General features: G+C 71.5%; 19 protein-coding genes and 1 pseudogene. 9 read left to right on the forward strand and 11 right to left on the reverse strand.

Features of this window, described 5'->3' with window-relative positions; genetic code table 11:
• Positions 1-6: 6 nt before the first annotated feature.
• Together AS97_RS39690 and AS97_RS39695 are read right to left on the reverse strand one after the other, a co-directional pair.
• Positions 7-765 carry a DUF72 domain-containing protein gene (locus AS97_RS39690; RefSeq protein WP_059146203.1) on the reverse strand — a complete coding sequence of 253 codons (759 nt, stop codon included), beginning with the start codon at positions 763-765 and terminating at the stop codon, positions 7-9.
• The gene (locus tag AS97_RS39695; RefSeq protein ID WP_059146070.1) at positions 762-1,001 is read right to left on the reverse strand and encodes a hypothetical protein; all 240 of its coding nucleotides are present in this window, start codon (positions 999-1,001) and stop codon (positions 762-764) included. Before AS97_RS39695 ends, AS97_RS39690 begins: the two co-directional genes overlap by 4 nt.
• A 144-nt stretch (positions 1,002-1,145) precedes the next feature.
• On the opposite strand from AS97_RS39695, the pseudogene AS97_RS39700 reads away from it, so the two are divergent.
• Both AS97_RS39700 and AS97_RS39705 read left to right on the forward strand, forming a co-directional pair.
• Positions 1,146-1,772, forward strand: a pseudogene (locus tag AS97_RS39700) (phosphoribosyltransferase family protein); the annotation flags it as partial.
• Between the two features lie 53 nt (positions 1,773-1,825).
• Positions 1,826-2,095: a DUF1876 domain-containing protein gene (locus AS97_RS39705; RefSeq protein WP_059146202.1), complete on the forward strand. Its 270-nt coding sequence runs from the start codon at positions 1,826-1,828 to the stop codon at positions 2,093-2,095.
• Between the two features lie 103 nt (positions 2,096-2,198).
• Here the strand turns inward: AS97_RS39705 and AS97_RS48745 are convergent, their stop codons facing one another.
• Positions 2,199-2,618: a LysM peptidoglycan-binding domain-containing protein gene (locus AS97_RS48745; protein ID WP_059146068.1), complete on the reverse strand. Its 420-nt coding sequence runs from the start codon at positions 2,616-2,618 to the stop codon at positions 2,199-2,201.
• 265 nt (positions 2,619-2,883) lie between these two features.
• On the opposite strand from AS97_RS48745, the gene AS97_RS48750 reads away from it, so the two are divergent.
• The 3 genes from AS97_RS48750 (at position 2,884) to AS97_RS39725 (ending at position 5,801) form a co-directional block, all read left to right on the forward strand.
• Positions 2,884-3,633, forward strand: a complete 750-nt coding sequence (locus AS97_RS48750) for a DUF4232 domain-containing protein (RefSeq protein ID WP_059146067.1) — start codon at positions 2,884-2,886, stop codon at positions 3,631-3,633.
• Positions 3,634-3,796: 163 nt separating this feature from the next.
• Complete coding sequence (locus tag AS97_RS39720) at positions 3,797-3,967, forward strand: hypothetical protein (RefSeq protein WP_185929665.1); 171 nt, start codon at positions 3,797-3,799, stop codon at positions 3,965-3,967.
• Positions 3,968-4,070: 103 nt separating this feature from the next.
• Positions 4,071-5,801: an HEXXH motif domain-containing protein gene (locus tag AS97_RS39725; protein WP_247204631.1), complete on the forward strand. Its 1,731-nt coding sequence runs from the start codon at positions 4,071-4,073 to the stop codon at positions 5,799-5,801.
• A gap of 44 nt (positions 5,802-5,845) precedes the next feature.
• On the opposite strand, the gene fxsT is transcribed toward AS97_RS39725, so the two are convergent.
• From fxsT to AS97_RS39760, 7 genes are all read right to left on the reverse strand, one after another.
• On the reverse strand, positions 5,846-10,204 hold the full coding sequence (gene fxsT, locus AS97_RS39730) for an FxSxx-COOH system tetratricopeptide repeat protein (RefSeq protein WP_210566585.1): 4,359 nt from the start codon (positions 10,202-10,204) through the stop codon (positions 5,846-5,848).
• A complete protein-coding gene (locus tag AS97_RS39735; RefSeq protein ID WP_086706792.1) occupies positions 10,201-11,382 on the reverse strand; it encodes a MoxR family ATPase in 1,182 nt (393 codons plus the stop codon). Before AS97_RS39735 ends, fxsT begins: the two co-directional genes overlap by 4 nt.
• Positions 11,379-12,866, reverse strand: a complete 1,488-nt coding sequence (locus AS97_RS39740; RefSeq protein ID WP_236669654.1) for a hypothetical protein — start codon at positions 12,864-12,866, stop codon at positions 11,379-11,381. The genes AS97_RS39735 and AS97_RS39740 overlap by 4 nt, the downstream gene beginning before the upstream one ends.
• A gap of 392 nt (positions 12,867-13,258) precedes the next feature.
• On the reverse strand, positions 13,259-14,500 hold the full coding sequence (locus AS97_RS48755; RefSeq protein ID WP_210566586.1) for a hypothetical protein: 1,242 nt from the start codon (positions 14,498-14,500) through the stop codon (positions 13,259-13,261).
• Between the two features lie 81 nt (positions 14,501-14,581).
• Positions 14,582-15,139: a hypothetical protein gene (locus AS97_RS39750; RefSeq protein WP_093467023.1), complete on the reverse strand. Its 558-nt coding sequence runs from the start codon at positions 15,137-15,139 to the stop codon at positions 14,582-14,584.
• A gap of 85 nt (positions 15,140-15,224) precedes the next feature.
• Positions 15,225-17,018 (reverse strand): helix-turn-helix domain-containing protein, encoded by a 1,794-nt coding sequence (locus AS97_RS39755; RefSeq protein WP_210566587.1) that lies wholly within the window; start codon positions 17,016-17,018, stop codon positions 15,225-15,227.
• Positions 17,015-17,257: a hypothetical protein gene (locus tag AS97_RS39760; RefSeq protein WP_210566588.1), complete on the reverse strand. Its 243-nt coding sequence runs from the start codon at positions 17,255-17,257 to the stop codon at positions 17,015-17,017. Before AS97_RS39760 ends, AS97_RS39755 begins: the two co-directional genes overlap by 4 nt.
• Positions 17,258-17,281: 24 nt before the next feature.
• Here AS97_RS39760 and AS97_RS39765 point away from each other — a divergent pair, with 24 nt between their 5' ends.
• The gene (locus AS97_RS39765) at positions 17,282-19,030 is read left to right on the forward strand and encodes an FAD-dependent monooxygenase (protein ID WP_086706789.1); all 1,749 of its coding nucleotides are present in this window, start codon (positions 17,282-17,284) and stop codon (positions 19,028-19,030) included.
• Positions 19,031-19,119: 89 nt separating this feature from the next.
• Complete coding sequence (locus tag AS97_RS39770) at positions 19,120-20,034, forward strand: YceI family protein (RefSeq protein ID WP_059146059.1); 915 nt, start codon at positions 19,120-19,122, stop codon at positions 20,032-20,034.
• A 150-nt stretch (positions 20,035-20,184) separates the two neighbouring features.
• Here AS97_RS39770 and AS97_RS39775 read toward each other — a convergent pair whose 3' ends face one another.
• Complete coding sequence (locus tag AS97_RS39775) at positions 20,185-20,790, reverse strand: tyrosine-type recombinase/integrase (RefSeq protein WP_185929768.1); 606 nt, start codon at positions 20,788-20,790, stop codon at positions 20,185-20,187.
• Between AS97_RS39775 and AS97_RS39780 the strand changes: the two genes are divergently transcribed.
• Positions 20,780-20,971 carry a hypothetical protein gene (locus tag AS97_RS39780; RefSeq protein ID WP_210566589.1) on the forward strand — a complete coding sequence of 64 codons (192 nt, stop codon included), beginning with the start codon at positions 20,780-20,782 and terminating at the stop codon, positions 20,969-20,971. The genes AS97_RS39775 and AS97_RS39780 overlap by 11 nt on opposite strands.
• A 36-nt stretch (positions 20,972-21,007) precedes the next feature.
• On the forward strand, positions 21,008-21,790 hold the full coding sequence (locus AS97_RS39785; RefSeq protein ID WP_210566590.1) for a hypothetical protein: 783 nt from the start codon (positions 21,008-21,010) through the stop codon (positions 21,788-21,790).
• The last annotated feature ends 10 nt before the right edge of the window (positions 21,791-21,800 follow it).

Below are 21,800 nucleotides of genomic sequence, written 5' to 3' on the forward strand. Positions count from 1 at the left end.
CCGGCTTCACCGCGCGGGTGCGGCGCTGACCGGGCGGCCCGCGCGGGCCACGGCGCGGGCGAAGACGGCCGCGTCGTGCACCGCCGCCCCGCCCGTGTCGTTGTTGAAGTACGCGTAGACCCGCGCCTCGGCCGGCCAGGTGTCCCGGATCCGCCGCGCCCAGGTGTCCAGCGCCTGGCGCCCGTAGTGCGGGGCGGGCCGGGCGAGGCCGCCGTGGAAGCGCACATACCCCCACCCGGTGGTCCGCCACAGCGGGGTGACCGGGCGGGAGCCGGAGTCGGCCCAGCACAGCGCGGCCGCGCGGCGCTCCAGCACCGCGCGGATCTCCTCGGTCCACCAGGAGGTGTGCCGCGGTTCGACGGCCACCCGCGTGCCCGAGGGGAAGCAGCGCAGGCAGCGGTCCAGCAGCTCGCCGTCGGCCCGCAGGGTGGGCGGTAGCTGCAGCAGCACGGGGCCGAGCCGGTCGCCGAGCCCGGCCGCATGGGACATCAGCCGCGCCACCGGCTCGTCCGGATCGCGCAGCCGCTTGATGTGGGTGAGGTACCGGCTCGCCTTGAGCGCCATCACGAAGCCCTCGGGGAGACGCTCCCGCCAGGTGGCGAACTGGTCGTACGAGGGCAGCCGGTAGAAGGCGTTATTGCTCTCCACCGTGTCGAAGGCGTGGGTGTACTCCTCGAGCCACAAACGCTGCGGACAGCCCTCCGGGTAGAGATCGCCGCGCCAGTCCCGGTACTGCCATCCCGAGGTGCCGACCAGGACGGTCATGCCTCGCCCGGATGCCAGGGCGGCCACTGCCCGGGCCGGTCCTCCCAGTGGACCTGGGCCGGGTCGTCGAGGTCGATATCGGGGAAGACCTGCCGGACGCGCGGTTCGAACTCCTCCGGTTCGAGTGGTTCGCAGCCCAGGCCGCGCAGCCGCACCCGCCGGTAGCGGCTGTCGGCGTCGAATGACTCGACGAAGACGGGGTATCCGGACTCGCCCGGGCCTGTGGCGTTCTCCATACCTCCAGGGTGCCGGAGTCCGCGGCATTCGCGAGCCCTGGGCGTCGGCCGGGGGCCGCCGGTTTGCGGACGGGCGCATCGTCGGCTTGATTCGTAACTGTCGGCTTGCTTCGCAGAAGAGTCCTGAGCAGCGGGGGTGAGTCCATGATCTTCACCGACCGGGTGGACGCCGGGCGGCGCCTCGGCGAGGCGCTGCGCCCTTTGGGCGACGCCGAACCGGTCGTGCTCGGGCTGCCGCGGGGCGGGGTGCCGGTGGCCTTCGAGGTGGCCCGGACGCTCCATGCGCCCCTGGACGTGATCATCGTCCGTAAGCTCGGCGTCCCCTTCCACCGGGAGCTGGGGTTCGGCGCCATCGGCGAGGGCGATGTACGGGTCGTCCATGAGGCGATCGTCCGGATGAGCCGGGCCGGCCAGGAGGACCTCGCCGAGGTGGAGCGGACCGAGCGGGAGGAGCTGGCCCGCAAGGCGCGGCGGTTCCGCCGGGGCCGCTCGCGGGTCCCGGTCGAGGGCCGGACCGTGATCGTCGTGGACGACGGCATCGCGACCGGTGCCACGGCCCAGGCCGCCTGCCGGGTCGCACGGGCCCAGGGAGCCGCCCGGGTGGTCCTCGCCGTGCCGGTGGCGCCGCCGGACGCGGTCACCACGCTGCGCGAGGACGCGGACGAGGTGGTGGCCCTCTCCACCCCCTCGGACTTCGCGGCGGTGGGGGAGTGGTACGAGGACTTCTCCCAGACCACGGACGACGAGGTGGTGGACTTGCTGTCCCGGTCGACTGGAGAGACGGGTGAGGCGCATCCTGGAAAGTGACGCAGGAGGTGATCGCGATGGAGACGATCGTGGGATGCGACATTCAGATGGAATTCCGTGAGATCGGTCCGCTGACCGAGGCGGTCGTCCGGCTGAGGATGCACGACGGCACGGAGATGCTGGCTCAGGGCCGTGCCAACCGCAACCCCGAGGACCCGTCACAGCCGAGGGTCGGCGAGGAGATCGCGGCGGCGCGGGCACTGACCAATCTGGCGCACCGGCTGATCGGCAAGGCAGGTGGCGACATCGAGGAAGTCACCCACTCCAAGGCACATTTGTTGATCTGAGGCCCGTTGAGGCACAGGGCCGTCCGCCGCGGTGGTCCACCGCGGCGGAGGCTCATGTACGTATGCGCGCGTCCCCGTCTCCGCTGTCCGGACGCGTGCCCGTTCAGGGGCGCTGGAGGGTGAGCCGCTGGCCCGGGCGGATCACATCCGGGTCCGCGCCGATCACCTGGCGGTTGATCTCGTAGAGGCGCTCCCAGCCGCCCGCCACGTTCTCGGTGTCCGCTATCGCGGAGAGGGTGTCACCGTGGACGACTGTGTACGAACCGGCCTGAGGCTGAGCCTTGGCCGGGGGCTCGGGCACGGCCTTCGGGACGATGAGGAGCGGCTGCGCCGTGGAGTGCGTGACGGCGGTGACGGCGGTGACGGCCGGGGCGGGCGAGGAGGGTGTGGCGGCTGAGGCGGCGTTCGCCTGGCTGACGCCGATGAGCGGCAGGGCGACGCCGGCGCCGCCCGCGGTGATCGCGAGCGAGGCGCGGGAGACCCGGTGGGGCCGGGGCCGGCGATGACGTCCTCGAGCGGCCATGGAGTCCTTCTTCCTGTCCTGATAAGGCAGTTGGCAACTGCGATGGCTGCCGAACAGTAATCCCACGGTTCTGGCTGGGACAAGACGTTCTGATGTTTGCGGTGGAGAATCCCATGTGAGGAATTGGCGCGCTGATGCGCTCAATGTGCCCGGACATAAGAGCCTTCAGGAGGGGAAGGGAGACCGAAGGGGGACGCACAGGAGGCATCGGGGCACCCGACCTCGCGGCGGTCCCCGGCAGACGGCTGACCTCGGGAGGTCGCTCATGAGTCAACGCAACGGCTCGACTGCTCGGCGTACGACGACATCGCGGTCCCGCTCGCTCCGGCCACCGGTCTTATGCGCGCTGCTGGTCGGCGCGCTGGCCACGGTCACCGCGTGCGGCAGCGACACCGGGGACGGGGACTCCGCACAGCGCGCCTCGTCCGTCACCTCCGCCTCCTCGGCCGCACCACCCTCCTCCCCTTCGGCCGACTCCGCCGGCACATCCGAAGGCTCACGGAACGAGCGGCCCGCCTCGCACACCGCGCAGTCCCCTCCGCCCTCGGCGCACCCCGCCCCCTCGCACGCGTCCTCCTCGCAGCCCGCCGCCGCCTCCGGTGCGCGCCGCGTCTGCTCCAAGGCGCAGTTGACGCTGGCGGCCGGCCGGGTGGATGTGGGCGCCGGCAATGTGTATCTGCCCCTGGTGTTCACCAACAAGGGCGCCACGACCTGCACTCTCACCGGATATCCCGGTGTCTCGCTGCTCGATTCCACCGACGCGGCGATCGGCGCCCCCGCCACCCGGCGCGGCCCCACACACTCCCCGATCACCCTGCCGCCGGGCGGCAGCGCCTCCGCCGCCCTGCACACGCTGAACGAGGGCATGACCGACACCCCGTGCCGGCGCGCCGCCGCGCGGATTCGCGTCTATCCGCCGGATTCCTTCGACGCGATGAAGATCTCGGCGCGGTCGTTCCGGGCGTGCGGAGGTGTCTTCGAGGTCGAGGCGATGCGGTCCGGAACGGGTGGATGACACCGGCATATCGGGGCGTTCCCCGGCGCACCGACGTGTCCGAAAATCTTGACAAGGCGGGCGCCGACTGGCCGTGTTCACCCTTTCGCAATCAATAGGGGGTAGGCCACCATGGGGATGCCGCAAATGAGCCGGTAGGGAGCGTCCGGAGGGGGACCGTGTCATGGAGCGAGTCGCGACCGAGGTCGAGACGGAGCTACTGGACCTTTCGGGGGCGACACTCGAAGACCTCGAGCGGCACGAGGGGCTTTCCGCGGTGACCGAGCGGCTGCTGGACATCGTCCAGTCCCCGCCGACGGTCGCCGGTAACTCCTCGGCTACGAACCAGTGCTGAGTTGAGGGTCACTGTGACGTCCTCCGGTGTTCGGAGTGGCGCCCATCGTTTATCGGCGGAGTGTTTCACCGAGTTGGCGCGGGGTTCGGGTGGTCCGTCGGCCGTGGCCGAGCTGAGATCGGGACAGCGCAGCCGGGCCATGCTGCTGCTGCGCGCCTTGGTGGACATCGCGTCCGAGCACCCCGCCCTGCCCGGCCCCCTTCCTCCGTCCCGGGATGCCTGGCAACTGCTGGTCCGGGCCGAGCGCCATTCCCCGGCCGCTGTGGAGACCCTGCTGCTGCACCCTCCGGTAGGGGTGTGGCTCAACCGCTGTCTGCGCAGGCTGCGCGGTCTGGAATCGGGGGATGGCCCGCTGTGGAGTGCGGTGGGCTATCTGCATGCCACAGCCGCCTCGGCCGCTCTTCTCGCCGGAATCGACTTCCGCATCACCGTCCCGGTAGGCGACGGCGGGGTGATGCTGCCCGCTCTGGGAATCGCCCGCATTCCGGACGGGGCCGAAATCGCCGAAGTCGTCGTGGCCGAGGGAAAGGCGACCGTGTTATGCGGTCCGCATTCGGTGACACCGCCCGCCGATTTCTCTGCGGAGGCTCCGGGTTGGCACGGTCTGCGGCGGCTGAGCGGAGAACATCTGGGGATTGTCTGCTCACCCTTTGTCGACGACATTGATCCCTATCGCGACTTTTTCCGCATCAGACCCCCGGAGCGCCTCACCGACGAGGAACGGGAGGACTGGCAGGAACGATTCGACGGCGCCTGGCGGCTGGTCTGCCAACAGTCCAATGTGGATCCGAGGGGAATCGGTGCTTCCCTGTCCTCCGTGGTGCCGGTGCCGTATCTCTCCTGGCCCGAACCGTTCAGCGCCTCATCGCCCGAGGCATACGGCTGTGTGCTGCTCAACGGGGCCACGGACCCGCTGACCCTCGCCGCGGCGCTGGTGCACGAGGCCCAGCACATCAAACTCAGCGCCCTGATGGACCTGGTGCCCCTGATCGAAGGGGGCCTGGAGGAGATCCACTACGCGCCCTGGCGGCTGGACCCGCGACCGCTGCGCGGGCTCCTCCAGGGGGTGTACGCGTTCATGGGCGTGACCGGATTCTGGTGGGACCGAGTGCGGCGCGCCGAGCCCGGACCGGCTCGGGAGAGCGCCGCGTTCGAGTTCGCGCTGCGGCGGGCACAGACCGCCTCGGGGTTGCGCACGCTCCTCGCGCACGCCGAACTGACTCCCAGGGGCGCGGAGTTCCTCCACCGGTTGGAGGACCGGCTGGCCTTATGGCTCGCGCAGCGGGTGCCCTCCGTGCCGAAGCGCCTGGCGTCCGACCTGATTGACGATCACCGGCTCGTCCACCGCATGCGCCACCTGTCGAGCGACCCTGAGCGGACCGCGCAGTGGGCGAGGGCATGGCGCGAGCGGACCGACCCTCCGCGGGAGCTGCCCGCGACCTCGGTCGTGCCGACCCGTCCCGGGGCACTGGCGCGCCCGGCGCTCGCCCGGCACCGGCTGAGGGACCCGGCGGGGTTCGCCCGGCTGCACGAGGGTGGGGAAGCGGGGATCCCACCGGGCGACGGGGCCCCGGACCAGGCCGACCTCGACTGGGCCGCGGGGGACACCGAGGCCGCGCTGCGCGGCTTCCAGGACCGGCTGGAAGCGGACCCGGAGGACATCGAGGCGTGGGCAGGTCTCGCGCTCGGCCTACCGGACGGCCCGGCCAGGACGACGCTGCTGAGCCACCCCGAGCTGGTTGTCGCCGTGCACCGGGAAGTGCGCACCGCGCATGGCGAGGGCCCCGATCCGTTGGCTCTCGCACGATGGATCGGGACGCGCACCCATCGATGAACGGCCGGTGGGCGGGCCGTCCGCGCGGCGGGACGGCCGCCGGGTCAGACGGCCGTGGCCTCCACATCGCAGTCGGCCCGGATGCCCCGGGCCGCCGCGACCGTCGCCGGATGGCCGGCCGTCAGCACCCGGCGCATCCGGCCGAGCGCGTCCTGGTGCAACTCCTCCGCCTGCCTGCCCTCGCCCAGCGCACGAAGGTCCCCCGACAGATTGACCGCACACGCGAGGGTGGTGGGATGGTCCTCACCGAGCTTGGACCGGCAGGTCGCCAGGGTCTCGGTGTCCAGCTCGTGGGCCTCCTGGTAGTCCGCGAGCGTGTAGTGGTCGCTGGCCATGTTGATGGCGCAGGTCAGCGCCACGGGATGGTCGGCCCCCAGTTGCTCGACGAGCACCAGCAGGGTTTCCTTGTTCAGCACGAGCGCCTCATCGGTCTCGCCCAGCAGCCTCAGGGTCACCGCGAGGTCGACCGCGGCGCTCAGGGTCGCCGGATGCCGTTCCCCCAGGGCGGCGCGCATGTCGTCCAGGCACTTCCGGCCGAGCTCACGGGCGCCTTCCAGATCGGCGGTCTGCCGCAGATCCATCGACAGGTTCAGGGCCGTCGTGGTGATGTTGATGTTGGGTTCGGTATAGCGCAGCTGATAGCGCTCCAGCACCTCTCGGCTGAGGTCCAGGGCGCCCTCGTGGTCGCCCGCCTTGCGGCGCGCCACGGCGAGATTGCGCAGGGCGTAGACACCGACGGGCGCGTTCTGCGGCAGCACCCGGCGGACGCGGGCACAGGTCTGTTCCAGCATGTCGCGGGCGGCCAGGTACTCCCCGCTCTCACGGACATCGATGCTGAGATTGGCCTCCACCAGAATGGTCAGCAAGGCGTCCTCGCCGAGCACCAGACCGGCGGTGCGCCGTGCCTCCTCGTCCATCTGCCGGGCCTGTGCGTAGTTCCCCGTCGCGCGCAGCGCCACGGCGTAGTCGTTCGCCGCGCCGATGGAGTACGGGTCCTCGTCCCCGAAAAGCCGCTGGGTCCGGATCCAGCGGTTCTTCTCCAGCTCCAGGTAGCGCGCGTAGTCGCCCTGGTAGCGGGTGTCGACGGCGACCGCGCCCTGGGTCACCAGGGTGTTCTCGTGGTCGTCGCCCTCGCTGGCGCGCTGCAGCTCCAGCGTCCGGCGGTTGAGCTCCCGGGCCTCCTTGAAGTGGCCGAGCACGGTCAGGACATGGCCCAGGGTCCGGGAGACGGCCAGCGTCTCCGGACTGTCCTCACCGAGTGTCTCGACCCAATTGCGGCGCACCTGGTTACCGAGTTCCAGCGCACCCTCGTGGTCCCCCCAGATAAAGAGGAAACGCACCAGATTCCGCACCATCTGCCGCACCCATTTGTCATCGCACTCCATCGCGCGCGAGGCCCGGACATGGGAGAGGAGGTCGGCGTACCGTCCCCAGTTCGGGGGAGCGACGTCGTTGGGGTCGCCGAAGGCCAGCAGCACATGGGCGCTGTGGCGCATATCCGCCTGCTGCTGCGTGGACATCTGGCCGATCAGCACGGCCTGCACCAGCCGGTGCATTTCGATCGTGTTGCTGCGGTGATTGATTTTGATCAGGGCGTAGCGGTTGATCTCACGGATCGCGTGGCCGAGCTTGATGGGGTCCTGCAGCACCTCCGACAGCTCGGGGGAGAGGGACACCCCGCGCACGCCGGAGAAGAGCCGCCGGGAGATCGGCTCGGGCGCGAAGAACGAGCACATCTGCAGAAGTTGGAGCGCACCCGGATGGGTTTCGGCCAGCCGGCGCAGCGACATGTTCCAGGCGGCGGCGACCGGTTCGGGGTAGTCCACCGGAACGCCCGCCGCCAGCAGCTCGTTACGGCGGGTGGAGACATCGGCGCGCTCGTCCTCGAACACCTGAAGGTATTCGTCGACCGGCATACCCGTTTCGGTGAGCCAGGCCGCCGCCTGCTCGATGGCCAGCGGAAGGTCCCCCAGGGCGTCGGCGACCCGGTCGGCCTGGTCGCGCGGCAGCTCCGGCCCCCGGCGGCGCAGCAGTTCGATGCTCTCCTCCCGCTCGAAGACGTCCACTTCGACGGTGCGGGCGGCACGCGACCACTGGGCGTTCCTCGAGGTGACCAGGATCCGGCCCGGCCCGCCCGCGGGGAAGAACGGCCGTACCGTCTCCAGTTCCTCGGCGTTGTCGAAGACCAGAAGCCAGTTGCGGCACGGGCGTCCGGTCCGGAGCGCGTCGAGTACGCTCGGCACGGCCGTGTTGGCCTCCATGCCCGCACGCAGTCCGAGCCGGTCGGCGAGCTGCACCAGCGCCTGGCGGATCTGCTCGGGGCGCTCCGCCGGGATCCACCACACCGCGTCGTAGTCGGCGGCGTGCTGATGGACGTACTCCAGTGCGATCTGTGACTTGCCCACCCCGCCCAGCCCGTGCAGGGCCTCCGGCAGCACGGCGGCGGTGCCCTCGCTCCTCAGCCGCTCGTGGAGAGTGTCGAGCAACGTCTGCCGCCCGGTGAAGTTGTTGTTCCGGGGCGGTACATTTCCCCAAATGGACGGGGGTTCCCCGGCCTGGCGCTCCTCCACGGCGGGCAGGGACCGGGCAGCGGTCACGGACACGAATGTTCCTCTCAGATGCTCCGCCGCCGAGCCCGGCGTGCCGTGCGCCGGCGGGGATGGTGAATCGTCGGCCTGGGACAGCGGGTCGGTTCGGGGAGTCGTGGAGTCAGTCATGGCAAGCGCCTCGGAGACCGCATATCTTCCCCTGTGTGATGCGTCTTCAACTGGATCGGGTCGGCTTTCCCCCGAGCGGGCGAGCGCCTGATGGGCCACGACCAGGGCGCGAAAGGAGCGCGCACCCTCCAGGTACGGACCGGAAAGAGCCTGGTACACCTGTTCCTGGAGGCGGATGTACGGCAGCAGGCGCTCCGTCTTGGGAAGGTCGTGCACCGGCCCGGAGGGGTGGTTGAGCAGATCGCGGAGCATCAGCAGCGGCTTCCAGCGGCGGCCGAGCCGATCGAGGACGCTCCCGAGGATGTAGAGCGACTCGTCCCGCATCCCGGCGGACAGCAGCAGTTCCCGCACCCCGTCGTGGAACTCGTAGCCGATGCCCGTCTCGTCCAGCGGGTCGGCGGTCCCCACCTTGCGCAGCAGTCCGCCCAGCAGGACCTCGGCCAGATCGCCCGGACTGCCCTCCGGCTGGTGGATCCCCTGCACGAACTCCATCACGGGAATGTTCAACGGCGCGGCGGCCAGCCGGGACGCCAGCCGGAAGGCGCTCGGCGAGGCGGTGGCGCGGAACCGGAAGACGCGGTCCCAGGCGCTCGGTTCGGGCTCGGGCTCCCAGCGCTCGGCCTGCGCCCCGGGCAGCAGCGCCATCGTGTCCTCGCCGCGCGCCGACGGGCGGGCCACCAGCCGCGCCCAGTTGGCCATCCACCGCGCGTCCAGCTCCAGCACCGGGACCGGTGGTGCGCCGCCCGGCCAGGAACCGCCGTCCGCCCGCCGCCAGGTGCCATTGGGGGCGCCCGGTTCGGGGACCCGCACCCGCACCCGCTCCGGCGCCACCCCGGTGTGGTGCCAGCGGCCTTGGCGCAAGACATGCAGCACCGCGACCGAGGCGTGCCGCGCCCAGTGGGCCAGCGCGCGCTGGGCGCTCTCATCGGCCCAGGCCGCGCCGATGCCGTCGGTCAGCACCAGCACCGTCCGCTTGCCGCGCGGCGGCATCCCCGCCACCGGCGACCGGTCCTCGGGTAACGGGTGGTCGGTGTTCAGCCGGTGCACCCGCACATCCCGGAAGCCGCCGGTGCGTCGCAGCACGGTGACCAGATGATCGGCCGTCCGCCGCCACACCACCATCGAACTGCCGCAGTCCACCACCAGAACGGCGTCCATCCAGCGCTCGCGCACCGGCACGCAGGCGGGCACCCACAGCCCCTCGCGCGCCGCGGACTCGGCCGTGGCCTCCTCGTCGATCTCCATCTCGACCAGCGAGGGCGAGGTGCGCTTGAGCGGCCGCAGCGCCCGGGACAGGGCGCGCTCGGGCAGCGGCGGCTCGGCGACGGACGCCCGGCGCGCGGGAACGAAGGCTTCCGCGACGGTCACCGGCTCCGCCTCACCGGGCGGTGCGGGGACGCCGACCAGCTCCGCGGGGAGCAGCGGCTCCGCGACCGCGGGCCCGGCCTCGGGCTCCGCCGCGGGGCACTCCCCCTCGCGGTCCTGCCGCGGCTCGTCGGACGGCTCGTCACCGGGCGGCGGGGCGTCCGCCTCCGGTGCCCCCGGGAGGGGCCCCGGGTCCGGCCGTGCGGGGCCGGGGTCCGTCTCGGCCTTGCACACCGCCAGCCACAGGGCGTCGGCCAGCTGCCGCCAGTCGAGGTCCCGAGGGGCGGGCCCGGCGGACCGGCCGCCTGGGTCATATGTCATGTCGAGCCTGCTGCACTGTCCAGCCGGTGCCAGACGGCCTGCAGTAGCTCCTCCCACTCGGGCCCCGGTACAGGTGACTGGGACGTCACCAGATACACCGCGTTGAGCAACTGGTCGGCGGCCAGGCCGCCTTCGCGCTCGCTGCGCTCGAGGAACATCTGGATCAGCTCCCGCGCGCGTGGATCGTCGGCCCGTCCCAGATGCGCGGCCACGATCGCGGCGAGCCGGTCCGCGTCCGGGTCGGGCAGCCGGAGCTGGAGACAGCGCCGCAGGAACGCGGGCGGGAAATCCCGTTCGCCGTTGCTGGTGATGATGACGACGGGGAAGGCGCTGCAGCGCACCCGACCCGAGGCGATGACGGTACTGCGCTCCGGATCGTCGGTGAGGACCGATACGGCCGGGCGGCGTCGGCGGATGCGCACCAGCTCCGGAATGGAGTACTCGCCGGCCTCGAAGATGTCGAGCAGATCATTGGGCAGATCGATGTCGCTCTTGTCGAATTCGTCGATGAGCAGGACGCGCGGCAGACGGTGCGGGAGCATCGCCGTGCCCAGCGGGCCGAGCTGGAGGAAGTCGCCGATGTCCTCCGGTCCGGGTTCGTGCGTGTCCCCCTCCGACGCCTGCCCGGCCGCCGCGGCGTGCACACGGCCGACGGCATCGTAGCCGTAGAGCCCGGCCCGCAGGGTGGAACGCGTCGTGATCGGCCAGCGCAGCACCCGGCCCAGGCCCAGCTCCCGGCTGATGCGGTACGCCAGCGTCGACTTGCCGGTGCCCGGGCGGCCCGTTACCAGAAGGGGGCGCCTGAGGATCAGCGCCGCGTTGACGAGATCGGCCTCCTCGGGGTCGGAGCGCACGCCCAGGGGTGCCGCGCCCAGCCGCCGGGCGGTGTCCTGCTCGTCCTCCGGCGGCGCCGGGGGCTCGGTCGGGGTGTCGTCCCGATCCGATAACGCGCCGGGCCCGCCGTCGCCGTCGGGCGGGCAGGCCGAGACCCCGCCGAAGGTGCGCCACGGGGGCGGCGGCGGAAGGATCTCCTCCAGGCTTACGTCGTGGAGCGGGCGCCCGGTGCCCTGGTAGATCCACCAGGGGCGCGGTATCCCGGACGGCAGGGCACCGGAGGCGGACCCCGAGTCCTGGTGGACCCGTCCGTTGTGGCGCCGCGCAGGCTCTCCGTCGCTCATCGACCACCTACCCCGTCGTCCGGCCCCGTCATGCGCCCAAGAGGTTCCACAGGTCGGGTTGGGTCGTCCCAAACGAGCACCACATGTTGCCCGAGGTGATGCTCCCCCTCCGCGGAGCCGATCGTATGGGCGTCCAGACGTAACTCTGTCACGGCTTCACGGAGCCGTGCCAGGTTCCCGCTTGGCTCGGCCTGTTTTTGTCTCAGTTGCTGGACGAAGCCGGGGTCACGAGGCGTCCGGCCGTCCCAGGCGATCACCGGGATCCCGGCCCGCCAGGCGGTCAGCACCTCCGAGTTTCCCTCGGGGGTGGCCCCCGGGGGCGAGTTGAGGATCAGGGCGACCACCTGGGGGTCGACCTTGAGCCGGGCGAGCAGGGCGCGGGTGTCGCCGGAGCGCGGGCTGTCCGGGTCCTCGCCGTCCACGACGAGCTGCTTGGCGCGCTCGGGCTGCTGCTCGAAGACGTTCCAGCGCTGCTTCCACTGGCGGTGCCAGCGTCTGGTCCGGCTTCGCTCCAGGCTCCGTACGACCACCGGATAGTCCATGTACAGCGGAGTGGGCATCTCGCTGTCGAGCTCCAGACGCCAGCGGTGGACCGGCAGATTCAGGTCATCCGGGCCGAGCATGAACTCGATATGGATCGCCCCGGCGTCGTCCCACTCCTCGGCGGCCTCGTACACCAGCGTCTGGACCGCCCGTTCCGCTGTCTCCGAGGTGACCTGGGTGACCGGGCCGCGGGCCGGATGCCAGCCGGTCGGGTCGTACTGATGCCAGGACGAGAGCTCGTAGCACCCGGCCTCCTCCTGCGGCAGCAGCCGGATCACCAGATAGGCGTCCACCGGCCCGGCCGGGGCGGCATGCCCCACCTGCTGCCGCAGCGACCGCAGCTGTGGCGTCAGGCCCAGCTCCCGGGCCTGCTCATCGGCCCATTCGCGCAGCGCGTCGGCCCGCTGCAGCGGACGCGCCGCCGCCGCGAGGTACTCCACGAGCGCGAGCCCCGGCGGCAGCCCGCCCGGCTGCGCGTTCATCCGGCTCAGCACCTCGAAGGCGTGCCAGGGGCTCGTGACCGCGGGAATGTCCTGCAGCGGGCCGGCCGCCGTACGGCACAACTGGCCCAACTGCTCGATCTCCAGCTCCTCCAGCAGCGACCGCAGCTTCGCGGCGGCGGTCTCGGGCAGTGCCGGACGGGCCGTCATCTGCTCCATGACCGAGTCGAGCCGCATCATGGCGTCCTCGTCGGCCGCCGCCATCACCGCGAGGGACGCGCGTAGCGCGTGCATGATCCGCACGTTTTCCAGGCATTCGCGGGCCAGCTCCACCAGGAAGTAGTCGGTCACCCGGTGGACGCGCACGGGAACGCTGGTCATCTCCAGCTCCATGGCGACCAGATCCAGACACAGCGTGCGCAGATCCGGATCCGTCAGACAGCGGAACTCCTTCAACGCCGTGACGAGGTTGCCGACCGATTTCAGGCCACCTTCCCCCATGGCCGCCATGCTGTGCCCTCCCCCGAGGCCGCATCACCGGTCCCCGCCGCCGATGATCCCGCCGGAGACCCTGCCACACACGGGCACCAATCGCTCGGACTCCGGGACAACTTGTTTTCCCCGCAAGTTCCGCCTGACACCCCCTGGGTGAGTATGTCCACGGCACCGTCCCCGCCCCCGGCGGTCCTCGCCGCGGTGGGGACACGCCCCGGTGGCGGATCGGGAGAGCCGGTGCCCGTGAGGCGGAGGGCGGTCCTCCCCAGGGGGCCACCTGGGCGATTCCGGCGACCTGGTGTGCGGGACGCCCCTCCGCCGTGGCCCGGGCAACGTGCGGGACCCGTGCGCGGGCGGCCCGGGGTTCGGCACCCGCCGGGTCGGGAGGGTGAGGAGGGTCACTCCAATCCCAGCTCCTCGATGCGCAGGGCGAGTTCGGCGGCCGCCGGATCGTCCGGGGCGAGCACCGCGACCACCTCCACCAGCTCGCCCATCGCACGCCGCGCCTCGCAGGTGCGCAGCAGGGACAGGGCCTCCGCGCGGCTCCCCGACTGACGGCCCACCGCCGTGCCGACGGTGGGCAGCTCGTCGAGCAGCTGCTGCCAGCGGGCGGGGGAGGTCATCCCGGACACGGCCAGCAGCGTGTCCGCGAGACCGCCGAGATCACGGATCGTCAGCCTGCGCCGCCGGGGGGCTTCGGGCGGTGTTTCGGCGGCGACCGACCGTGTACTGGTGGCGAGCGACGGCATATCGGTCGCAAGGGAGCGAGTGTCGGTGTCGAGGGACCGCGCTTCGGCGGTGAGCGGCTGGGCCGCCGGGGCGTCCGCCACCGCCGGGGCGTCCACCACCGCCGGGGCGTCCGCGGCCACCGGGATACGGCCGATCAGTTCGAAGGCGAAGGCGGCCGCGTGCCGGGAGGCCACCGGCTGCCAGCGCTCGTCATGCGCCTCGCCCTTGTCTCCGAGCAGATCCGAGATGCCGCGGATCACCAGCGCGTCCAGCTGCTGATTGACATACGCCCCCGCGAGAAAGCCGAAGCCCTCCATGTCCACCGCGAGCGCGTCACCCGCACCGGCCGCGAGCCTGAGCCCGGCGTCCGAGCGGTGGTGTGCCACCACCCGGCCGCCCGCCGCGAGGGGTTTCACATGGGCGCGGGGGCGTGGCCCGTCGTCACCCGGGCGGATCCGCCGCTGCCACGCGTCGCCCGCCGCCACCAGCCGGGCCAGCTGCACCAGGCCGTAGGCGGACTGATGGGTCTTCTGCCGGGGCAGGAACCCCGACTCGGTGTCCTTACCGGTCTCGTAGTCGTACACCGCGTCGGCGGCCACCACATCGCCCAGCGCGACGTCCTTACGGCCGCCCGCGACCCCCACGAACAGCACCGCCCGGGGCGCGAAGAGCGCCGCGGCCCGCTCGACCGAGGCCGCGGCGCCGGGATTGCCCGGCCCCGTCATATGGATGGCGACCGTCCGCTCGCCGGATCCGTCGCGGAACACACCCAGTTCGAACAGCGCGCCCCGCTCCGCCTTGACCGGGCGCGGACCCTCCAGATGGGCCCGGACCGCCCGGTACTCGACCTCCAGCGCGGTCAGGACCACCACATCGGCCCGCGCCGACCCGTCCTTGCCCTCAGCGCCCATGGATCCCCCCTAGGACAGCTTCCGCCGACACCTTACGGATGCGACGCACCCTATGGTTCTCATGCGTCTGGTTCTCATGCGTCAGGGCCGGTGCAGATCCGCGTACAGCACGATCTGCACCCCCAGGACGGTGATCAGCGCCACCTCCGCCACCGACACCGCGAGCAGCACCGCCCGCACCGGCTCCGAGGCCCAGTACACGACGAGGGCGGCGATCGGCGCCACGGTGAACAGCAGCAGATCGGCCGCGAGCTGCAGCCGCTTGCGGGAGATCCGGCGGCCGTCGTCGCGGTGGGCCCGCTCCCAGCCGAACACCGGTGGCCGGCCTGGCACGAGCGCCGCCAGCCGGGGCCCCAGATCCTCCCGGACATACCGCCCGATGGCCGATATCTTCTCGTCGTTGACCAGATACGCCCAGCCCAGCAGGGCCGATGCCGGGGGCAGCAGCAACAGCAGCTCCGGACGTCCATGGCTCTGGAGGGAGAAGGTGATGATGGCCGCCATCGCGGCGAGTGTCGCGTAGAGCAGATTGTCGCGGAATCCGATCCGCGCCCGCTGCTCCTCCTTCACCTGCTCGTACTCCAGGATCAGCAGCCTGCCCGTGACCGCTTCGCCCTCGGCGCTGTTGTCTCGCGTCACCGTTGCCCCCTCCGCGACCGATGACCGGCTCCCCTGTGACCGGCCCCCTGGTGACTGTTTCCGCCCCTACGCCCGGTCCATTCCCCTACGCCTGGTCCATTCCGTACGCCCGCAACTTCCGGTACAACGTGGCCCGGCCGATACCCAGGGATTCCGCGGCCCGCACCTTGTTGTCCCCGTGGCGGCGCAGCGCCTCCAGGATCGCCGTGCGCTCCGCCCGTTCTATGCCACTCAGCCGGCGGGTGGCCGGTGGCACCCGCAGTCCGTACGGCAGCTCCTCGCGCCGCACCGGTCCGGTGGCACGGCGGCGCTCGGCCACCTCCCGTACGACATGGGCGAGTTCGGTGACATTGCCCGGCCAGGTGTGCTGCTCCAGCGCCCGCCGCGCGTCCAGGCTCCAGGTCAGCGGGGGACGTCCGGGGGAGGGGCGCCGGACGAGGCCCGCCAGCAGCGCCGGGATGTCCTCGACCCGTTCGCGCAGCGGCGGCAGCGTCACCGACCGGGCCGCGAGGATGTCCAGCAGCCGGCTCAGACACGGACCCGTCGGCGCACCCGGGGTATGCGTCGCCACCAGGGGCACCGCGGGCCGCTCCTCCAGCAGCGAGAGCAGCGCGGCCACATCGGACTGGCCCAGCCGCTCGGCGTGGCGCAGGAGCAGCGGCGGGGCGCCGCCGTCCCCCTCCGCGAGCGCTCGGCACCAGCTCGGCACCTCACCGGCCACCTGCTCGGCGGCGTCCACCAGACGCGGTGCGGCCGTGCCCCGGCGGCCGAGCAGGGCGCGGGCCAGCGCGGTCTTGCCCACGCCCGCCTCGCCGATCAGCAGCAGCGGCTCCGCGGCCCACGCCAGCTCCATCGCCCGGGAGACGGCCACCCGCCAGGGCGGGGACGTGCCCACGAGCCCCGGGAGCCGGCCAGGGCCCGGCCGTTCCGCCGCCCGCGCCCGCGCCCGCGGGGCCGCCGGGCACACCGTGGCGACGGCCCCGATGACCTCGCCCCCGTGCGCCACGCGCGTCATGCTTACGGTGAGCCCGGCGCCGTCCGGTACGGCGATCTCCTCCCCCGTCCCGGAGTGTGCGCCCTCCGGGACGGCGTCCGCGTCCCTGAGGAGGGCCGTGGCACGCCGTTCCAGCCGCGCCAGCGTCTCGTGCGACAGCAGCCGCGCGGCCTCCGGGCTGACGAGGCGGCTGCTGCCGTCGAGCGCCACCACGGCCGCCCCGTCGGCTCGCTGACGCAGATACGCGTCGAGCAGCACCCGCTCCGCCGGGCGCGCCCGGCCCAGCAGCTCCGTCTCGACCGCGTGCGCGGTGGCCTCGGCGATCGCCGTGCCAGGGTGGGCGGCGCGGCCCTCGCCCAGCGGGGCCACCACGGTGATGGTGCCGGCCGGGCGGCCCGCCGTCGGCTCGTACAGCGGCACGCTGACCGCCGACACCTCCTGCCACAGGTCGAGGAAGTGCTCCGGGCCGTGGACCTCGGCCCGGCGCCCCGTGCGCAGCGCGAGCGCGGCGCTGTTGTGCCCGACCGCCTTCTCCGACAGATCGAGACCGGTCACATCGGCGGACGTGCCGGTGTAACGGCCGCCTCCCGACCACAGCGCGCGGCAGCGGGAGTCGACGAGCACCAGACCCATCTCGCCGCTCAGCGCGGGCGCCACGCGGTCCAGCGCGGGGCGCGCCGCGGCCAGCAGGGGTGAGTCCTCGGGCGGCCGGACCCTGGGCGGGGCCACCAGATCGCGCGGTACGCCGAAGAACCGCGCCCGCCGCCAGGCTTCGGCGAGGTCCTCGGGGAGCCCGTCGCCCGGTGGCCGCCCGCTGAGGAACCGGTCGCGCGCCCGGCGCAGCGATGAGAGGGCCGAGTCGGCGGGGGTGTTGTCGATGGTCACAGCCCCTCCACCGTATACGTCACCGGTGTTTCGAAATGAGACACCTCGGGACCCGGGTTCTGGAACAAGATCACCAATGGTCGATCGCCGGTCGTGAGGAGATCGCCGGTCGTCATGGCCGATCGCTGAACGCCGGTCGCCGGTCGCCGGTCGGCGTCGCTGGTCGCTGGTCGCTGGTCGCCGGTCGGCGGGAGACTGCTCGTCGGCGGGAGACCGGCGATCGTCAGGAGATCGCCCATCACCCGGAGAGGAGCCCTTCAGCAGTGGAGACCGTCGAGACCGACGTACTGGTCGTGGGCAGTGGCCCCGCCGGAGCCGCGACGGCGCTCGCCCTGAGCACCTACGGCGTGCCCAACGTCATGGTCACCCGGTACGGAAGCCTGGCGGACACGCCCCGCGCGCACATCACCAACCAGCGCACCATGGAGGTGCTGCGCGACCTCGGCGTCGAGGACCAGGTCACCGCCCAGGCCACGCCGCAGCCGCTGATGGGGAACACCGTCTTCTGCACCAGCCTCGCGGGCGAGGAGCTGGGACGGCTGCGCTCCTGGGGCAACGACCCGCTCGTCCAGGCCGCGCATGAACTGGCCAGCCCCAGCCGGCTGTGCGACATGCCCCAGCACCTGATGGAGCCGGTGCTGGTGAACGCCGCCGTCTCCCGGGGCACCGCGCTGCGCTTCCACACCGAGTACCTCTCCCACGAGCAGTCGGACGACTGCGTGACCGCGCTGGTCGAGGACCGGCTGCGCGGGGACACCTACCGCGTCCGGGCCCGCTATCTGGTCGGTGCGGACGGCGGACGCAGCCGGGTCGTGGAGAACGCCGGGCTGCCCACGGTCGGCCGGATGGGCGTCGCGGGCAGCCTCAACATCGTCTTCGAGGCGGATCTCACCCATCTGACCGCCCATCGCCCCTCCACGCTGTACTGGGTGCTGGCCCCCGGCGCCACAGTGGGCGGCATCGGCGCGGGCCTGGTGCGCTGTGTCCGCCCCTGGACCGAGTGGATGGTGGTGTGGGGCTACGACCTCGAGGCGGGCCCGCCGGACCTCACCGAGGAGTTCGCGCGGTCCGTGGTGCACCGGCTGCTCGGCGACGACACGATCCCCGTGCGCATCACCTCGACCTCCGCATGGACCGTCAACCATCTGTACGCCGAGAGCTACGCCGACCGGCGGGTGCTGTGCGCCGGCGACGCCGTCCACCGCCACCCGCCGTCCAACGGGCTGGGCTCCAACACCTCCATCCAGGACGCGTACAACCTCGCCTGGAAGCTCAAGCTGGTCCTCGACGGCACCGCTGCCCCCGCCCTTCTGGACACCTACTCCGCCGAACGGGCTCCGGTGGGACGGCAGATCGTCGAGCGGGCCAATCGGAGCATCGGTGAGACCGCGCCGGTTTTCGAGGCGCTGGGTGTGCTCGCCACCTCCGACACCGAGCAGATGTGGCGCAATGTCGACGCCCGTAAGGCCGCCACGCCCGAGGGCGCGAAGCAACGGCAGGGGCTGCGCGAGGCCATCGCGGCCAAGGTGTACGAGTTCAACGCGCACGGTGTGGAGATGAACCAGCGGTACGTCTCGGACGCCATCGTCCCCGACGGCACCCCCGACCCCGGGTTCGGCCGCGACCCCGAGCTGTACCACCAGCCCAGCACCCGCCCCGGCGCCAAGCTGCCGCACGCATGGGTCGTCAGGGGCCGTGAGCGGCTGTCCACCCTCGACCTCGGCGGCCACGGCCGGTTCACCCTCTTCACCGGCATCGGCGGGGACTGCTGGGAGGAGGCCGCCGAGGCGGCCCGTAAGGCGCTGGGCGTCGAGATCGTCACCGTCTCCATCGGCCCCGGCCAGGAGTACGAGGACCCGTACGGCGACTGGGCCCGGCTGCGCGAGATCGGCGACTGCGGGGCCCTGCTGACCCGCCCCGACAACCACATCGGCTTCCGCCACCCCGAAATGTCCCCGCACGCGGGGGAGTTGCTGATCGGGGCGCTACGGAAGATTCTTGGCCACGGCTGACACCCACCCCCCGGCGCAGGGAGCCCGACCTGGGGCTCCATCATGGACGTGCCTACATCCCCAGAGAAACCGTTAGTGAGATGACTGCAATGCCCCTCGCACTGCTCCGGCGCATGCGCACCAAGCGTCCGGACCGCGGATCAGGACTCAGGATCCCCCTGCCCGTGGGTGCCGGAGCCTTCAGCTGCGAGGTCCTGGACCCCGTCGGCCAGGCCCTGGGCGGCGTGGAGGTCACCGTCACCGAGACGCGTGGCGCCGCCCGTACGGTGGCCAAGGCCACCACCGATCCCCACGGCCTGTTCCTCGCCACGCTCGAACCGGGGCAGTACACGGTGCTGCTCACCGGAAGCGGGCTGCAGCCCAACCGCCTCACCGTCGACATCGCCTACGGCCAGAGCGACCCGCCCCGCCGGGTGCAGATGGAACCCTCCCAGCAGCTGGAACTCCCCCCGCCGGGCACCTGGCTCTTCGACCCGCCGCACACCGCGATCCGCTTCATCGCCCGCCACGTCGGCATGGCCAATGTGCACGGCCGCTTCACCCGCTTCCGGGGCGGCATCCACATCGCCGAGCGGATGGAGGACTCGCGCGTCGAGGTCGTCATCGACGCCTCCAGCATCAACACCGGCAACAACACCCGTGACAACCACCTGCGCTCGGCGGACTTCCTCGACGTCGAGAACTTCCCGGAGATCCACTTCGCCAGCAACCGCTTCACCTGGCGCAGCGGACCCAAGTGGACCCTCCAGGGCCCCCTCACCATGCACGGCGTCAGTCGCTCGGTGACCCTGGACACCACCTACCTCGGCGCCGTGAACGGCGGCTACGACCAGGAACTGCGCTGCGCCGCCCTCGCCACGGCGGAACTGCACCGCGAGGACTACACCCTGAACTGGCGCAATATGCTCGCCCGCGGGATCGCCGTGGTCGGCCCCACGGTCAAGCTGGAGCTCGACATCCAGGCGATGTACCGCAGCCACGACACGCCGACGCCGCCCGAGTAGGCCGCTGACCTGCCCGTTTGTCTGGATGTAGCGATGGGGCTGTCGTAGCGGCAGCCCCATCGCCATCGGTACTCCCGCCCTCTTCTGGCCCTCTCCGAGCAGTCCCGGGCCATACGCGAAACCTTCGGAGGGAGAATCTAGGGAGATCGTTTAGGAATCGGCCTCGAACCAGGCATCCATCGCGTCCCTGCCGCGCCCATCAGCTGCTGGCAGCATGTGCCCGTAGATCCGGAGCGTGATTGACGCATCAGCGTGGCCGAGCCAACTCGACACAGCCACCGGGTTCTCCCTCGCGTCCAGCATCACCGACGCGAACGTGTGCCGCAACGCATGAAACCCGTGCTCCCGTGACGGCACGAACTTCAGCACCTGGCGCCGTTTCGCCGTCGGGTGCGACTCCGGATGCACCGGAATGATCCCGGCAGACACCAGAGCAGACTTCCAATACCGCTCGTTCCATGAATCCCGGCGAACTGGTCCGCCCCACGCCGCGGTCACCACCAGCTTGTGCGTCTGAGGGGCCCGCTCCTCGGTCTCTCTGTCGCTCTCGGGCTCGTCCGGATTGCCCCACGGCAGTGTCACCGGCCGGGCCGGAAACTCGTCCAGGTGCGCTTGCAGGCGCTTCGCCAGGTGCTGCAGGAGCGGCACGTCCCGCTCCTTCTCTCCCTTGGGGAGAGCGAATACGAGCCGATTGTGCACTTTCTTCAGCTGGCGGCGCACATGGAGCACACCGGCGTCGACGTCGATGTCGTCCACCGACAGCCCGATGCCGCATCGGATCCGTCTGGAGACCGACGGGTCGTTCGGCACCCGACTGAGGGCTGCTGTGCAGGCGGCCGAGGCGTCCCTGCAGAACATCAACATCGGCGTGGACACGACTGCGGCTGATGCGGAGATTGCCTCGCTTCGCGCGCAGCTCACCGCCCTGCGGGATTAGCGGATCGGCATCGACATTGACGCCGCCACGGCTACCGTGAAGATCACCGACATTCAGGCCCGTCTCGAGCGCCTTTCGGCGTCGGATGCTGATGTCAACGTGCGCGTGGACTCTGCTGCCGCCGCTGCTCAGCTGGCGCAGGTGCAGGCGATGGTGTCGGCGCTGGATGGCAGAACGGCCCGGATCGACATCGACACGATGTCGGCCAGTGCCGCGATGCTGCGGCTGGCGATTGCTGTCGGCAGTGTCGGCGCCCTTCCGGCGCTTTCGGCGCTGGTTGCCGGGCTGGGCGCGGTGGCATCGGCTGGTATTGCCGCTGCTGCCGGTGTAGGCGCGATTGCCGCAGTGGCAATACCCGCGTTCACTGGCATCGCGGGCGCGTTTCTGGCGCAGAAGCAGGCGCAGGATGCGGCGACTACCGCATCCATGAAGGGCGCCCAGGCTGCGAGTCAGGCAGCGTCTCGCGCTTTGCAGATGGCTGGTGCCCAGCAGGCCCTGGCGACCGCGCACCGGAATGTGGCACGCCAGATTGCTCAGGCCGAGCAGGGTGTGCAGGACGCGGCGAGGTCTGCCGTCGAGGCCAGCAGGAATGCCGCCCAGCAGGTGCGGCAGGCCCGCCAGTCGCTAGCGGACGCTTATCAGCAGGCTGCGGACCGGATGCGGTCGGCGAATGAGCAGGTGGCCTCGGCCGAGCGGTCTTTGGCTGATGCGCAGGATGCGGAGCAATGCTCAAGACCTGTGGATCGGCCTCGGGTGGGGTGCCTCGCGGAACGCGGAGGGCGTACCTTCCCGAGTGATCGACTTCTGGTCATCGAGTAGACCCGCGTTC

The sequence above is a fragment of the Streptomyces sp. AgN23 genome, from assembly GCF_001598115.1.
Classification (GTDB): Bacteria; Actinomycetota; Actinomycetes; order Streptomycetales; family Streptomycetaceae; genus Streptomyces; species Streptomyces antimycoticus.